Here is a 17173-nt window from a genome sequence, read left to right on the forward strand (position 1 = left end):
GCGGTTATGGATGAGGGCACTTACAGGACGGATAGCGATAAAAAAAATTTAATCGAACGGTGAACCCGGGTACATCGAATCAGTCAAAGGCCGCCTTTCGACAGCCCGAAGTGCGTTCCATGCCTGGAAGGCCAGGCCCTTCTCTCAGCGCCGCGTGATGGGGTTCGCTGCGCTCGCGGAACGCCGCCCGACATCCTGCGAAATCGCCTGGATGCACGACGCCCGGCCCTGGGGCCGGGCGTCGTCGTGGGCGCTTCAGGTGGCTTGCAACTGACGCGCCTTTTCCAGCAGCACCGCCCGTTCCTCGGGGCTGAGGGCATCGAGCCGCAGGCGCGCCTGGGCCAGCTTGAGCAGTTGCCCCGGCACCGTTTCCAGCGCCCGCAGGGCCTGCGCCAGGGCGGCCGGCGTCGGGTGGTCGAAGACGATGCCCGGGTTGGCCTCGCACTGCAGCAGCTTGCGGATGCCGGCCACCAGCTTGATCACCAGCAGGGAATGCCCGCCGGCGGCGAAGAAGTCCTGGTCCATGCTCAGGCGCTCCAGCCCGAGCAGTTGCGCCATGCGCGTGGAGAGCAGTTCTTCCAGGGCGTCCCGGGGTGCCACGAAGTCACGCTGCACCGCTTGCAGCTCGCGGCCCTGCAGGGCCTGGCGGTCGATCTTGCCATTGGCCAGGCGCGGCATGTCCGCCAGTACCTGCACCTGTGCCGGCAGCATCGATTCGGGCAGGTAGGCCCGCAGGGCGCCACGCAGCTCGCTGGCCGGGTCCTCCGGCAACGTCCCCTGCACGACGACGAAGGCCACCAGTTCAGCCCCCTCGCCCGGGTGCCGGACCACCACCGCCGCCTCGGTGACCGCGGGCAGCAGCAGCAATGCCTGCTCGGTCTCGGCCGGCTCCACCCGATGGCCACGGATCTTCACCTGCTGGTCCTTGCGCCCGTACAGCTGGATGCCGCCCTCGGGCCGGTAGCGCGCCAGGTCGCCGCTGCGGTAGAGCACCTGCCCCGGGTCGAAGGGGTCGACGACAAAGGCCTCGCGCTGCTCGGCGCTGGCCTCCAGGTAGCCACGGCTGACCTGCTGCCCGCCGATGTACAGCTCGCCGAGCACGCCCACCGGCACCGGCCGGCGCTGCTCGTCCAGCACATGCACGCTGTTGTTCGCCAGCACCCGGGTCAGCGGGATGCCCAGCTCGCCCAGGTCGGCCTCGACCACGGGATGGACCAGCACCCCCACCGTCGTCTCGGTCGGCCCGTAGTGGTTGAACAGCCGGCAGTCGGGACGGATGCGCAGCACCCGCTCCGCCAGCGCAGGCGGCAAGGCTTCCCCGCCCAGGACGAGCGTGCGGGGGAGGTTCGGCCGCTCGGCCTCCAGCAAGGCGGCCAGGTGCGAGGGCACCATCTTCAGGCAGTCGATCCGGTTCGCCTCCAGGTAGCGGGCGAAGGCCGCGGGGCTCTGCATGGTCGGGTCATCCGCCACATGCAGGGTCGCGCCGTTGTACAGCGCCCCGAACAGCGCGGTATTGCCCAGGTCGGCCGAGACGCTGGAGGAGAAAGCCACCTGGCGGCAGTCTTCCAGCCCCATCGCCTCGCTGGCGGCGGCGGTGTAGTTGAAGAGGTTGCGGTGCTCGATCACCACGCCCTTGGGCAGGCCGGTGCTACCGGAGGTGAAGAGCACATAGGCCACCTCCTGCCCCGTCGTGGCATGGGCCGGGGGCGCATCCCCCGCGGCCTCGTCGGTCCCGCCCGGGACCTGCAAGGCCTTCACGCCGGCGATATCGGCCACCTCGGTCGCCACCAGGACCCGGCGCGCCCCGGCCTGTTCCAGCACCTGCGCCTGGCGCGCCGGGGGCCACAGCGGGTCCAGCGGCACGTAGGCGGCACCGAGCCGCCAGGCGGCCAGCAGGGAGACCACCCAGGCGATCGAGCGCGGCAGCGCCAGGCCGACGAGATCGCCCGCGCCGACACCGCTGCGGTGCAGCCTGGCGCTCAGCTGGCGCACCTGGGCGTCCAGTTCGCGCCAGGTCAGGGCCTCCTCGCCACAGGCGATGGCGATGCCGTCCGGCGTCCGCTCGGCCCAGCGGGCGATGCGTTGCGGCAGCAGCCCCTCGGCCTGCCCGAGATCGCGGGGTGCCGGGTTGAGCGCCAGCAGGCGCGCGCGCTCCGCCTCACCCGGCGGCGGCAGTTCGCACAGCTGGGGGTCACCCTCCAGCATCGCCTGCAGCAGGCCCAGGTATTGCTCCAGCAGCCCGTGCATGGCGGCCTGGCCGTAGAGGTCCGCGCGGTACTCCAGCGCCAGCGTCGCCGGCACGCCCTCCTCGCTCAGCACCTGCAGCAGCAGGTCGAACTCCCCCGCCTGGTCGGGCAGCGCCCGCGCCTGCCAGGTGCTGCCGGCGATCTCGCGCCCGGGCAGCGCCGGTCGGCTGGTGAACCCGCAGGCCAGCGTGGGGGCGGCAGGCCCGCTGCCGGCGATCCAGTATTCCTGCCAGGTTTCGTGTTGCTCCAGGCGCGCTGCCAGCGCGGTGCAGGCCGCACGCAGGCGCCCATCGCCGTCGAGCGCCTGGCACAGCGGCAGGGTCCTTTCCAGCACGCCGGGTGCCCCGGCGAAGAATTCATAGGTGCAGCGGGCATCGTGCCGCCACGCCGCGAGCAGGGTCGAACGGCCACTGATGCGGGCCAGCAGCGCCCACCACCCGGCTTGCAGGACCCGCTCCACCGGCAGCCCATCGGCCCGCGCCAGACGTTCGAGGCCGGCCACCAGCGCCGGGGCCAGCCGCCGTTCAAGCACCTCCCCACGGCCGGTCGCGACGCGCCCGCTGCGGCGGTAGGGCAGGTCGGGGGACGCACCGCCCGCGCCCAGGTGCTCCGCCCAGTAGCGCTTGCCCTCGGCGGCGTCCTCATCCACCGCCACCTCCGCGTGCCATTCCAGGTACTGCTCGAAGCTGGCCGCCGCGTCGTCATCGCCAGCGCCCTGTCCACGGCCCGCATAGGCATCGAACAGCGCCTCGCAGAGCAGCCCCATGCTGCGGGCATCGACGATGAAGCGCGCCACGCCCAGGCTCAGGCGCCAGCGACCCGGCTCCAGGCATTGCAGCAGGCCGCCCAGGTGGACCCCGCCGGGGATCGGGTGGGGCTTACCGGCCCACGCCTCGAAGAGCGCCGCCACCGATGCCGCCGGGCCGGGCTCGGCCACCACCTGCAAGGGAAAGCCGCCCCCCTCGCCCGCCAGTTGCCGAAGGCCGTTGTAGCCCGGCACCTGGCCGATGCGCGTGGCCAGCACCGGGAAACGCTGCACCAAGGCGTCCAGCGCGCCCCGCAGGCGGGCCAGGTCGAGCTCGCCCGCGATCTCGACCTGCACCAGGTGCGCCACCTCGGCCCAGGTGCCTTGCTGCCCGGCCTTGTCCAGCAGGCGCTGCTGCTCCGGCAGCAAGGGGAACCCGCTGTTCACTGCATCCATGCTCATGCTTGCACCTCGTTATCCAGTTGTTGCACCTGCGCCGCGGACGGGCGTTCGAGTTCGCGCCGATCGAACATCTCGCTCATGGCGACGACGATCTTGCGGGGCCCCTCGAAGGGGTCGCGGGCGTGGGCCGCGAGCATGTTGTCGAGCAGCAGCACATCGCCCTTCTGCCAGCCCGGGCGCACGGCGCAGGCCTCGTAGAGCTCGCCCACCTGCTGCATGATCGCGTCGCTGATCGGCGAGCCGTCGCCGAAGTAGACGTGCCGCGGCATGCGCTCCAGGCCGTAGAGGGCCAGCAGGTCGTCGCGGACGTCGGCGTCCAGGCAGTGGATGTGGTGCAGCTGGACCTGGTTGAAGAAGCTTTTCTCAAAGGTCACCGGGTGGCGGATGATCGCCGGGCACGGCGTGCGGATCTGCAGCCCGTCGTTCTCCAGCCACGACCACTGGATGCCGGCGGCCTGGCAACGCGCCTCCACCTCGGCGCGTACCTCGGTCTTGAAGAAGTGCTGCCAGGGCACGTCCAGGTCACCGCTGAAGGTGCGCACGTAGAGCAGCCCACGGCTCTCGAACAGGTCGCGCAGGACTTCGGGCATCCGCCGGTACATCTGCCGGCAGTCGACGATGGGCGTGGCGCCGCCGATGGGCGATGGCAGCTCGCAGAAGAACAGCTGCTTGCGCGGCCAGCGGTCCTGGTGCGAACCCTCGTTGTGGAACAGGATCATCTTCTGCTCGGGGTACGGCGTGGAGCGGTAGGTGTTCTTGCCGCCCTCCTTCTTCGGCAGGTCGCCGTACTGGCCGTAGAGCCCGGGCTGCACCGCCTCGGCGAAGGCTTCGAAGTCGTGGATGTCACGCAGGGCGAAGCCACGGAACAGGATCGCGGCATGGCGGGCCAGCTTCTCCTCCAGCAGCGGCCGGTTGGCCCTGGCCCAGAGCACCAGGTCGATCCCCGGGTCGCTGGGCTCCATCATCAGCGGGAAGTCCTGCCCGGGCACCACGAGGGTCTCCCGGATCGGTCCCTGGGCTTTCGCGGGTGCCCCGCCCTGGGCCTTCTTGAGGAACTTGCCCAGCTTGTCCGCCTTGTTGCGGACCGGCGCCTCGGCGCTGGCCGCTGTGTGAGTCGGCATGTCGATATCCTCCGATCTGATATTCGGGTCGCCTGTGATCTGTTCAAGAATTCCGATCCAGCCCTCCAGCAGCGCGCCGATGCGCTCGCCGTCGAACAGGTCGCTGGCGAACTGCCAGGTGCCTTGCAGGGCATCGCCGTCCGCCTCGACGAACAGCGCCATGTCGAACTTGGAATAGGCGGTCGCCGAGTCGATCGGCTCGATCCGCATCCCGGCGATGGAGCGGCTCGCCAGCGGCAGGTTGCTCATCACGAAGAGCACCTGCACCAGCGGGTTGGCGCCCTTGTGGCGCGGCGCGGCAGCGGCCTCGACGATCATGTCGAAGGGCAGGTCCTGGTGCTCGAAGGCGTCCAGCGCGGCCTGCCGCGTCTCGTCGAGGAAGGCCGAGAAGGCCTTGCCGGCCTCGTACCGCGAGCGCACCGGGAGCACGTTGACGAAGAAGCCGATCAGCGCCTCCAGCTCGAGTTGCTCGCGCCCGGCCACATCCACCCCGACGACGATGTCGTCGCTGCCGCCGAGGCGGTGCAGCATCAGCTGGAACGCCGCCAGCAGGACGTTGTACAGCGTGGTGCCCTGGGCGCGGGCCAGCGCGTTCAGGCGGCGGCCCAGTGCCGGCGCGATCACGAACGAGCGTTCGCGGCCCGCCAGCGTGGGGTTGGCCGGGCGGCTGCGGTCCGTCGGCAGCGCGAGCAACCCGGAGTAGCCGGACAGCGCAGCGGCCCAGAACCCGGCCTGTGCCTGCAGCACGCCGGTGCGCTCCAGGCCCAGCTGCCACTCGGCGAAGTCGGCGTACTGCAGGGGCAGTGGCGGCAATGGCGAGGCGTCGCCGTCGCGCAGGCGGCCGTAGATTTCCATCACCTCGCCGGCCAGGACCGACAGGGACCAGCCATCGGAGACGATGTGGTGCATGGCGAACAGCAGCACATGCTCCTCGGCGCCCAGGCGCAGCAGGCGCGCCCGCAGCAGCGGCGCCTGCAGCAGGCTGATGGGGCTGCGTGCGTTGTCTTCCACCGCCTCCGCCACGCAGGCGCTGCGCGCATCGGGGGGCAGCGCGGACAGATCGAGCAGCGGCAGCTCGATCTCCAGGTCCTCGGTGACGACGGCCTGCGGGTCGCCTTCGTCATCGGCCACATAGGCGGTGCGCAGCACTTCGTGGCGGCGGATGACCGCGTTCAGCGCGCGGGCGAGCAACGGGGCCTGCAACTCGCCGGTCAGGCGCAGGGCCATGGGCATGCCGTAGGCGCCGCTGGAGGAGAACTGCTCGATCACCCACAACCGCCGCTGCGCCAGCGACAAGGTCGGCGCACCGCGGCGCGGTGTGACCGGCGGCCTGGCGACCTGCACAGGCTCCGGGGAACGGCTGCGCAGGCGCTGGGCGAGCGCGCCGAGGACCGGCGCCTCGAAGAGGTCGCGCAGGCTGACCGGTTGCTCGATGCAGCGGCGCAGCCGCGCCACCACCTGGGTGGCCAGCAGCGAATGCCCGCCCAGCTCGAAGAAGTGGTCGCCACGGCCGACCCGCTCCAGCCCGAGGACGCCCTGCCAGACCTCGGCCAGGCGGCATTCCAGTTCATCGGCCGGGGCCTCGAAGCGCTGCTGTTGCGAGGCGGCATCGGGGGCCGGCAGGGCCTTGCGGTCCAGCTTGCCGTTGGGGCTGAGGGGGAAGCGCTCCAGCAGCACCAGGCACGCGGGCACCATGTAGTCCGGCAACTGCGCCTTGAGCCGCTCGCCCACCGCTGCGCGCCAGCTCGCCTGCTGCTCGGCATCGGCACCGAGCAGCGTGCTGTCCTGGGGCACCACGTAGCCGACGATCTGCAGGCCGTTGGCACCCGGCAGGGCCAGGACCACGGCGTCGCGCACGCTGTCCTGCTCCAGCAGGCGCGCCTCGATCTCGCCCAGCTCGATGCGGAAGCCCCGGATCTTCACCTGGTGGTCGACGCGGCCGACGTACTCGATCTCGCCCTCGGCGCTGTAGCGCGCCAGGTCACCGGTGCGGTACAGGCGGGCGCCCGGTTCGGCGGAGAACGGGTCGGGGATGAAGCGCTCGGCGGTCAGGCCCGGGCGGTTGAAGTAACCCCGTGCCAGCAGCGCGCCGCCGATCACCAGCTCGCCGATCATGCCCACCGGCGCGGGCAGGCCCACTTCGTCCAGCAGGTAGATGCTGCGCCCCGGCAGCACCCGGCCGATGGGCAGGGTCAGCGGCAGGGGCCGCGCCTCGCTCACATAGGGCGCGCAGTCGAGGGTGGTGGCGGTGACGGTGGCCTCGGTGGGCCCGTAGGTGTTGAGCAGGCGGATGCCGCCCAGGCCCGCCTGGCGCCAGGCCGACAGCGCCTCCGGCGGCATCGCCTCGCCGCCGCTGTGCACCTGCCGCAGCGCGCCGTAGGGGCGCGGGCCGACCTCGGCGAAATCGCGGGCGATCATGCTCCAGTAGGCGGTGGTGAGGTCGACGACGCTGATGCGCTTGGCGATCAGCTCGCGGTAGAAGGTCTCGCTGTCCCAGATCTCGTTGCCGCGCAGCACCACCGCCGCGCCGCAGATCAGCGCCGGGTAGAGCTGCTCGACGAAACCGTCGAAGTTGAAGGTGGAGAACTGCAGCACCCGGTCCTGCGCCCGCAGGTCGAAGAAGTCCAGGGCCACCCAGGCATGCCGGGCCAGCGCCTGGTGGCTGATGCCCACACCCTTGGGGCGCCCCGTCGAGCCCGAGGTGAACATGACGTAGGCCAGGTTGTGCGGGTGCAGGCGCACCTGCGGGTCGCTGCCTTCGAGGCCTTGCCAGGCATCGCCCTGGTCCAGGCACAGGCGTGGCAGGCCGGCGGGGATCGGCAGGCTGTCGAGCACGGTCTGCTGGGTCAGCACCAGTGCCGCGCCGCTGTCCTCGATCATGCACAGCAGGCGGTCGGCCGGGTAGCCCGGGTCCAGCGGCACATAGGCACCGCCGGCCTTGAGCACCGCCAGCAGGCCGATCACCAGGTCCGGCCCGCGCTCCACGGCCAGGCCGACCCGCACGTCCGGCCCGACGCCCAGCGCCATCAGGTGCCGGGCCAGGCGGTTGGCACGCAGGTTGAGCTCGGCATAGGACAGCTCGCGGTCCTCGAACAGCAGCGCCGCGGCGTCCGGGGTGACGGCCGCCTGGGTGGCGAACAGCTCATGCACGAAGCGCTCGCTCGGGTAGTCGAGCGTCGCGCTGCTCCAGGCCTCCACGAGCTGCTGCCGCTCGTCCGCCGCCAGGTAGTCCAGGCTGCCGAGGGCGGCGTGGGGGTGCGCGGCCATCAGCCCGATCAGGCAGGTCAGGTGGCCCGCCAGGCGTTGCACCACCGCATCGGTGAAGCGCGCCCGGTCATGGCTGAACTCCAGCGCCAGGCCGTCGTCCAGGCTCACGCTCAGGGTCAGCGGGTAATGGGTCCGCTCGTGATTGGCCACCTCGCCGAAACGCAGCCCCTGGGGGGCGCCCTGTTGCAGCGCGGCGGACATGGGGTAGTTCTCGAACACCACCAGGGTGTCGAACAGGCTCTCACCGCCCTGCCCGGCCCAGCGCTGGATGTCGTAGAGCGGCGTGTGCTCGTGTTCGCGCAGCGCCAGGTTGAGCGACTGCACCTGCTCCAGCCACTGCGCCACGCGCTGCTGCGGTGCGGGGGCGGCGATCACCGGCAGGGTGTTGATGAACAGGCCGACCTGCTCCTCGATGCCCTCCAGTTCGGCCGGGCGCCCGGCGACCGTCGCGCCGAAGGCCACCGTCGCCTGCCCGGTGTAGCGCTGCAACAGCAGCAGCCAGGCGGCCTGCACCAGGGTGTTGAGGGTCACCTTGGCCTGCCGGGCCGCGTCCTGCAGGCGCTGGCTGGCTGCGCGGTCGAACTGCACGCGGTGGTCCCCATGGCCACTGCCGGCCAGCGGCATGGGGTTGGCCCTGGCCAGGCGGGTCGGTTCTTCCAGGCTCGCCAGCAACGGCCGCCAGAAGCGCTCGCCGGCCTGCGCGTCGCGCTGCTGCAACCAGGCGATGTAGTCGGCGTAGCGCCCCGCACGGCTGGGCAGCGCCTGCCCGGCGTACTGCTGCAGCACCTCGCCCAGCAGCAGGGACAGGCTCCAGCCATCGACGAGGATATGGTGGTGGGTCAGGACCAGGTGGCAGCGCCCCTCCGCCAGCAGCACCAGCTTGATGCGCAGCAGCGGCGCGACGCCCAGGTCGAAGCCGCGCGCGTGCTCGGCGGCCGCCAGGTCATCCAGGGCCTGGTCGAGACCGTCGCGCCCGCGCCAGTCGAGCACCTCGAAGGGCACCTCCACCTGGCGCTGGACGAGCTGCAGCGGCCGCTCCATGTCGGCCTGCCAGAGGAAGGCGCTGCGCAGCACGTCGTGGCGGTCCATCGCCTGCTGCCAGGCCGCCCTGAAGCGCTGCGGCTGCAGGCCGTCGGCATCGACGCGCAGCTGGTTGATGTATTCCGCTCGCGCGCCCTGGTAGAGGCTGTGGAACAGCATGCCCTGCTGCATCGGCGACAGCGGGTAGATGTCCTGCAGCTGCGCCGGTGCCAGCGGCAGGCCGTCCAGTTGCTCCTGGGTGAGCGGCATCAGCGGGAAGTCGGACGGCGTAACGCCACGGTTGTCGCTGGCACAGCAGTGCTCGACCAGCTCGCGCAGCGCCTGCGCATAGGCATCGGCCAGGCCTTGCAGCGTCGCCTCGTCGAAGCACTCGCGGCTGAAGCACCAGTCGACGGCCAGTTGCCCGTCGTAGACCTGGCCGTTCAGCACCAGGCGATTGGGCAGCGGCGCCTCCAGGCTCTGCTCCCGCCCGGCCGGCTCCCGCGCCGGAACGAACAGGCCGCCCTCGCCGGCGAAGCTGCCATCGAGCTGCCCGAGGTAGTTGAAGGTGACGCCCGGCTGCGGCAGGGCCGCCATCCGCGCCTGCATCTCTTCGTCACCCAGGTAGCGCAGGGCGGTGAAGCCGATGCCGTTGTCCGGCACGCGGCGCAGGTCTTCCTTGATCCGCTTGATCGACCCGGCCAGGTCGTCCTGCGGGTGCAGGTGCACGGGGAAGAAGCTGGTGAACCAGCCCAGGGTCTGGCTGACGTCCGGGCCGTCGGGCAGGCCGTCCCGCCCGTGGCCTTCGAGCTGCACCAGGGCCGAGGCGTGGCCGGTCCAGCGGCACAGCACCCGCGCCAGCGCGGTCAGCAGCAGGTCGTTGATGCGCGTGCGATAGGCCGCAGGCGCGTCCTGCAGCAGGCGCCGGGTCAGGTCCTTGTCCAGGCGCGTGCTGGCGTGCGCCGCCTGGCGGTAGGTGGCACGGCCCTCGCGCCGTTGCGGCAGGCCGACTTCGGCGCCGCCCAGGTAGGCCTGCCAGAAGCCCAGTTCCTGTTCCGCTCCGGCGCGCTTGGTATGGGCCTGCAGCCGCTCGGCCCATGCCTTGACCGATGCGCTCTTCGGCGCGAAGGCAGGGGTGGCGCCCGTAGCCGCCTGCCCATAGGCCTGCTGCAACTCGTCGAACAGCACCCGCCACGACACGCCGTCCACGGCCAGGTGGTGGATGACCACCAGCAACCGCTGGCTGGCATCGGGCAAGTCGACCAGCACCACGCGCAGCAAGGGGCCGTGTTCCAGGTCCAGGCTGCCCTGCACCTCGTCGCACAGCGCCGGCAGCTGCGCCAGGTCGCTCAGGCGGCGGTGCGCCAGGAGCGGCGCGTTCGACGGCGCGGCGAACCGGGCCTGCCAACCATTGGCGCCCCTGGCGAAGCGCAGGCGCAGTGCGTCGTGGCGCTGCACGAGGGCGGCCAGGGCCTGCTCCAGGGCCGCGGCATCCAGGGCCTGCGCCGGTTGCAGGAGCACCGACTGGTTCCAGTGATGGGCGTCGGGGAAATCGGCGGCGAAGAACATCTTCTGCGCCGGCAGCATGGCGGTGGCACCGCTGAGGGGGCCCTGCTCCGCGAGCTCCTGCGCCTCGGCACGGCGGGCGACGGCGGCCAGGGCCTCGATGCTCTGGTGCTGGAACAGGTCCCTGGGGGTGATCAGGAGGCCCTGCTGGCGCGCACGGCTGACCACCTGGATGGAGACGATGGAATCGCCGCCCAGCTCGAAGAAGTTGTCCTGCGCACCCACCTGCTCGATGCCCAGCACCGCCTGCCAGATCGCAGCCAGTTGCTGCTGCACGAGCGTGGCCGGCGCCACATAGGCCTTGCGCGACTGCCCCACCTCGGGTTGCGGCAGCGCCTTGCGCTCCAGCTTGCCGTTGGGGCTCAGGGGCATGGCCTCCAGCAGCACCCACTGGGCCGGGACCATGTAGTCCGGCAGCCCCTGGCGCAGCTGGCTGGCCAGCTGTTCGGTGTCCGGATCGCGTTGAGCGGGCACCACATAACCCACCAGTCGCTGGTCGACGGCCAGCACCACCGCTTCCCGGACCTCATCCAGCTCCATCAGCCGCGCCTCGATCTCGCCCAGCTCGATGCGCAGGCCCCGGATCTTCACCTGGTGGTCGATACGCCCGGCGTATTCGATCACGCCGTCCTGGCGATAGCGCGCCAGGTCACCGGTGCGGTACATGCGCTCGCCGGCCACGAAGGGATTGGCGACGAAGCGCTCGGCAGTGAGGGCCGGGCGACGGTGATAACCACGAGCCAGGCCGGCACCTGCCAGATACAGCTCGCCGAGGACGCCCACCGGCACCGGTTCGAGGTTGGCATCGAGGATGTAGCAGCCCAGGTTGGCGATGGGCTGGCCGATGGGCACCGCGTCCTTACCTTCGTCGACGCAGGTCCAGTGGGTGACGTCGATGGCCGCCTCGGTGGGGCCGTAGAGGTTGTAGAGCCCGGCTTGCGGCAAGCGCGCAAAGACCTGCTGCTGTGCATCCACCGGCAGTGCTTCACCGCTGCAAACGATGCGCTTGAGGCGGGTGCAACGCTCCACCTGCGGGTCCAGCAGGAAGGCCTGAAGCATCGAAGGGACGAAGTGCAGCGTGGTGATGTTTTCGCGCTCGATCAGCGCCACCAGCCTGGCCGGATCACGGTGATCGCCCGGGGCAGCAACGACCAGACGGGCGCCCGTCATCAGCGGCCAGAAGAATTCCCAGACCGACACGTCGAAGCTGAACGGGGTCTTTTGCAACACGCTGTCGCGGTCATCCAGGCCATAGGCCTGTTGCATCCAGCACAGGCGGTTGGTCAGCGCCGAATGACGGTTGCCGGCCCCCTTGGGCTTGCCGGTGGAACCGGAGGTGTAGATCACATAGGCGAGGTTTTCGGCGTGAAGCGCGATACCGGGATTGGTCTCCGGGAAGTCATCGAATGGCGCCCGGTCCAGATCGATGCGCTGCACGCCTTCGGCCAGCGGCAGCTCCAGATGCGACTGGCTCAGCAGCAGCTTCACGCCGCTGTCGTCGAGCATGTAGGCCAGGCGCTCGGCCGGGTATTCCGGGTCCAGCGGCACATAGGCGCCGCCGGCTTTGAGAATCGCCAGCAGCCCCACGACCATTTCGATGGAACGCTCGACAGCAATGCCCACCAGGCTGTCCGGCCCCACGCCCCGGGCGATCAGCGCATGGGCCAGGCGGTTGGCGCGGCGGTTGAGTGCGGCGTAGCTGAGCGTTTCAGCGCCGAAGGACAGGGCCGGCGCATCGGGGGTGCGTTGTGCCTGGGCTTCGATCAGCTGGTGCACCGGAGTATCGAGCGGGTACTCGGTGGCCGTGGCGTTCCAGCCGTGCAGCTGGGTTTCACGCTCGTCGGGCGAGAGCAGCTGCAGCTCCGCGATGGGCGCATCGGGCCGGGTGACGATGGCCTCCAGCAGGCCCAGCCAGTGGCCGGCCATGCGCTCGATGGTAGCGGCCTCGAACAGGTCGGTGGCGTACACCAGGGCGGCGGCGAGGCCGTCGCCCTCGTCACAGGTTTCCAGGGTCAGGTCCAGCTGCGCGGTGCCGCTGTCCCAGGTCACGCCCTCGACCTTGAGGCCGGGCAGCCCGGAGAGCCCCGCCGCCTTGGCCTGGTGGCTGTACATCACCTGGAACAGCGGGTTGTGGCTGAGGCTGCGCTCCGGTTGCAGGGCTTCCACCAGTTGCTCGAAGGGCAGGTCCTGGTAGGCCTGGGCTTCCAGCCCCATCCGTTGCAGCTGTTGCAGCAGCTCGCTGAAGCGCGTGTTGCCGTCCATCACGCCCTGGAACACCTGGGTGTTGATGAACAGGCCGATCAGCCGCTCGCACTCGCGGCGGTTGCGGTTGGCCATGGGCACGCCGACGCGCACCTCGGCCTGGCCGCTGTAGCGGTGCAGCAGCACCTGGAAAGAGGCCAGCAGCAGGGAGAACAGCGTGGTGTCCTGCTGGCGGGCGAGGCCTTTCAGCGCCCGGGCCAGCTGCGGAGCCACCGGGATGGCGAAGCGGGCGCCACGGTGGCTCTGCACCGGCGGGCGGGCATGGTCGGTCGGCAGCTCGAGCATGGACCGGCCTTCACCCAGGCGTGCCTTCCACCAGTCCAGCTGGCGCTCGCGCTCACCGGCTTCCAGCCATTGGCGCTGCCAGGCGGCGTAGTCGCGGAACTGGATCGGCAAGGGTGGCAACTGCGCCGCGGTGCCATCGACGGCGGCTTTGTAGAACGCCAGCAGGTCGTCGACCATCACGCCCATGGACCAGCCATCGGTGATGCCGTGGTGGAGCACGATCACCAGCACCTGCTCCGCCTCCCCCGTACGCGCCAAGGCCGCACGGATCAGCGGGCCCCGTTCGAGATCGAAGGGTTGCAGGATGCGCGCTTCCAGGTAGTCGTGCAGCGCCGGCCGCCCTTCCCCGCTCCCTTCGGCGACCGGCAGGCGGGTCGTCTCCAGGCTGAAGTCGAACGTCGCCTCGACCTGCTGGAAGACCTCGCCATCCTCTTCGACGAAGCGGGTGCGCAGGCTTTCATGGCGCTCGATCAGGGCGTGGAAGGCCTGCTCCAGCGCGCCGGCATCCACTGTCCCCTCGAGCCGGAGCACCACGGGGATGTGGTAGGCGGCGCTGTGCGGGTCGAGCTTCCAAAGGAACCATTGCCGCTGCTGCGCGTAGGACAGCGCATGGCGGCCGCGCTCGCAGGCCGGGACGATGGGCAGGCGCGCCACATCGATGCCCATCTGCCCGAGCTTGGCGAAGAATTGCCGACGCTTGCCGGCGTCCAGGCCACGCAGGCGCTCGACCAGTTCCTCGGCACGGATATCCCGTGCGGCGCCTTGCTTAAGCATCATCTTTCTCCAGTTCGTCCAGCGCGTCGAAAATCATGTCGTACTCATCCTCCAGCCCGCCCGCGCCCAGCCTGGGCTCCAGGTAGGCCGCCAGCTCGGCCAGGGTGCGGGCCAGGTAGAAATCACGCAGGGGCACCTCGATGCCCAGCTCCTCGCGCAGGCGCGAGGACAGCATGACCAGCTGCAGGGAGTGCCCACCCAGCTCGAAGAAGTTGTCGTGGCGGCCCACCCGCTCCAGCCCCAGCAGGCCCTGCCAGATGTCGGCCAGGCGCTCTTCCAGCTCGCTGGCCGGCGCGGCATAGGCACGCTGTTGCAGCGCAGCATCGAGGGCCGGCAGCGCCTTACGGTCGAGCTTGCCGTTGGTGGTCAGCGGCAGGTGGTCGAGGAACAGCAGGTGCGCCAGCACCATGTAGTCCGGCAGGTGTTCGCGCAGGTGGGCCTTCAGCGCCTCGCGCAGGCTGGCTTCGTCGAAGTCGCCGCCAGGCACCAGGTAGGCCACCAGCTGCGGGCCGCCATTGCCGTCCTGGGCCAGCACCGCCGCTTCGCGGATCGACGCGTGCGCCAGCAGCTGCGCCTCGATCTCGCCCAGCTCGATGCGGAAGCCACGGATCTTCACCTGCTGGTCCAGGCGGCCGATGTACTCGATCACGCCATCACTGCGGTAGCGCGCCAGGTCGCCGGTGCGGTACAGCCGCTCGCCTGTTGCCGAGAACGGGTCCGGCACAAAGCGTGTGGCGCTCAATGCCGGGCGCTTGAGGTAACCCCGCGCCAGGCCGGGGCCGCCGACATACAACTCGCCGGTACAGCCCTGGGCCACCGGGTTGAGGGCGCCATCGAGCAGGTACCAGGTCAGGTCGGGGATGGCCTCGCCAATGGGGCTGCTGGCGGCCTGGTGCAGGTCGGCCTTCGACAGCGGACGCCAAGTCACGTGCACCGTGGTTTCGGTGATGCCGTACATATTCACCAGGCGCGGCTGGGTATCGCCGAAGCGTTCGAACCAGGGCGCCAGGCCTTTTACTTCCAGCGCTTCACCGCCAAAGACCACATAGCGCAGTGCCGACGCCTGATCGCTCGCCGCACAGGCCACGCCCATCAGCGCCTTGAACGCAGACGGGGTCTGGTTGAGCACCGTGACGCCTTCGCGGCAGAGCAAGCCGTGGAACTCATCGGGCGAGCGGGTCACCCACTGCGGGACGATCACCAGGCGGCCGCCGTACAGCAACGCGCCGAAGATCTCCCACACCGAGAAGTCGAAGGCGAAGGAGTGGAACAGGCTCCACACATCCTGCGGGCCGAAGCCGAACCAGGCGTCGGTGGCGGTGAACAGGCGCAGGGCGTTGGCGTGGCTGAGCAGCGCGCCCTTGGGCTGGCCGGTGGAGCCGGAGGTGTAGATCACATAGGCCAGGTTGGCGGGGCTGAGGGCCACGTTGGGGTTGTCGTCACGGCCTTCACCGCTATCGGCTTCCAGGGGCAGTACGCGGACCTGAGCGGGAATGACCAGCCGCTCGCGGGCACTGTCTTCAGCCAGGAGCAGTTGCAAGCCGCTGTCTTCGATCAGGTAGGCCAGGCGATCTTCCGGGTAGGCCGGGTCCAGCGGCACGTACGCACCGCCCGCCTTGAGGATCGCCAGCAGGCCGACGATCACCTCCAGGCCCCGGCCGGCGGCCAGGCCGACCAGGGTGTCCGGTCGCACGCCTTCGGCGATCAGGCGATGGGCCAGGCGATTGGCGCGGCGGTTGAGTTCGCCATAGGCGAGGGTCTGGCCTTCGAAGCTGAGGGCGATGGAGTCGGGCGCCTCGGCGGCGCGCTGTTCGAACAGCGAGTGCAGGCAGGACTCCACCGGGAAGCGGGTGGGCGCGGGGTTCCAGGCCAGCAGGTTGGCCTGTTGTTCGGCGCTGGACAGCATCGGCAGCTCGGCCAGGCGCTGGTTGGGGCTGGCGACCATGGCGGCGAGCAGGTTGCGCCAGTGATCGGCCATGCGCTCTACGGTGGTCGCTTCGAACAGGTCGCTGGCGTAGGTGAAGATGGCCTGCAGCCCCCTTCCCTCGACGATATCCAGGGTCAGGTCGAACTGGGCATCGCGGCCATGCACGGCGATCTGCTCGAAGGCCAGCCCCGGCAGCCCGGGACGCTCCGCTTGGACATCGTGCTGGTGGTTGAAGGCCACGTCGAAGAGTGGGCTGCGGCCCAGGCTGCGTTCCGGTTGCAGCGCCTCGACCAGTTGCTCGAACGGCAGGTCCTGGTTGGCCTGCGCCTCCAGCGTCGTCTGTCGGGTGCGCTGCAGAAGCTGGGTGAACGAGGATTGCCCGTCCACCTCGCCCCTGAGCACCAAAGTGTTGACGAAGAAACCGACCAGGCCTTCGGTTTCCAGGCGGTTGCGGTTGGCGATGGGCACGCCGATGCGGATGTCCGCCTGGCCGCTGTAGCGCGCCAGCAAGACCTGGAAGGCCGCCAGCAGGACCATGAACGTCGTGGCGCCCTGCTCCCGGGCGCAGGCTCGGACCTGCTCGGCCAGGGCCTCCTCGACGGCCAGGTCGAAACGCGCCGCTCGCATCGTCCGGTCGAGCAGCCGCCCATGGTCGGTGGGCAGCTCCAGCGGCGTCGTCGGCTGGCCGAGCTGCGCCAGCCAGTGATCCAGCTGCCGGTGGCGCGCGTCGGAGCCCATCCACTGGCGCTGCCACTGCGCGTAGTCCGCGTACTGGATCGGCAAGGCCGGCAGTGACGCGGCCTCGCCGCGCTGGTGAGCGGCGTAGAGCGCCAGCAGCTCGTCCACAATCACCCGCATCGACCAGGCATCGGAAACGATGTGGTGCTGGGTCAACAGCAGTACGTGCTCATCCGCCGCCAGGCGCCACACGCGCACCCGCAGCAACGGTCCCTGGCGCAGGTCGAACGTCCGTCGTGCTTCCTGGGCGATGGCGTTCTCCAGGTCCTCCGGCGCCAGCGCCTCGGCCTGGATACGCACGGCCTGCGGTGCATCCACCACCTGCCAGAGCTGCTCCCCGTCCTGGATGAAGCGGGTGCGCAACGATTCATGCCGTGCGATCAGGTCGCTGAACGCCCGCTCCAGGGCGGCGATATCCAGCGTGCCCTTCAGGCGCAGCGCCGAAGGGATGTGATAGGCGGCGCTTTCCGGCTCCAGTTGCCAGAGGAACCACTGGCGCTCCTGGGCATAGGACAACGGCAGCGGCTGCTCGCGGGAAACCGGCAGCAGCGGCGGCTCGGCCTGGGCCAGCGGTCGCTCGATGGCCCGGGCGAAATCGCTCAGCTGCGGGTGCTCGAACAGCGTGCGCAGCGACACCTCCCGTTGCAGTTGCTGGCGCACCCGCGACACCACCTGGGTGGCCAGCAGCGAATGCCCACCCAGCTCGAAGAAGCCGTCGTGGCGACCAACCCGCTCGACCCCGAGCAGGGCCTGCCAGATA

At 70.2% G+C, this 17173-nt stretch carries 3 protein-coding genes; all 3 read right to left on the reverse strand.

Features of this window, described 5'->3' with window-relative positions; genetic code table 11:
* Positions 1-255: 255 nt before the first annotated feature.
* Entirely contained in the window at positions 256-3453 is a 3198-nt protein-coding gene (locus tag WFQ67_RS30140) for a non-ribosomal peptide synthetase (RefSeq protein ID WP_337058999.1), read from the reverse strand.
* Entirely contained in the window at positions 3450-13748 is a 10299-nt protein-coding gene (locus tag WFQ67_RS30145; protein WP_337059000.1) for an amino acid adenylation domain-containing protein, read from the reverse strand. Before WFQ67_RS30145 ends, WFQ67_RS30140 begins: the two co-directional genes overlap by 4 nt.
* Positions 13741-17173 (reverse strand): amino acid adenylation domain-containing protein (locus WFQ67_RS30150; RefSeq protein WP_337059001.1); only part of this gene is annotated, 3433 nt, incomplete at its 5' end. The genes WFQ67_RS30150 and WFQ67_RS30145, both read right to left, overlap by 8 nt.

The sequence above is a fragment of the Pseudomonas sp. USHLN015 genome (assembly GCF_037153275.1).
GTDB classification, from domain to species: domain Bacteria; phylum Pseudomonadota; class Gammaproteobacteria; order Pseudomonadales; family Pseudomonadaceae; genus Metapseudomonas; species Metapseudomonas tohonis.

Excerpts from the sequence above, each read along its gene's own strand:
- WFQ67_RS30145 (WP_337059000.1), bottom strand. The coding sequence starts at position 13,748 with ATGCTTAAGCAAGGCGCCGCACGGGATATCCGTGCCGAGGAACTGGTC.
- WFQ67_RS30140 (WP_337058999.1), bottom strand. The coding sequence starts at position 3,453 with ATGAGCATGGATGCAGTGAACAGCGGGTTCCCCTTGCTGCCGGAGCAG.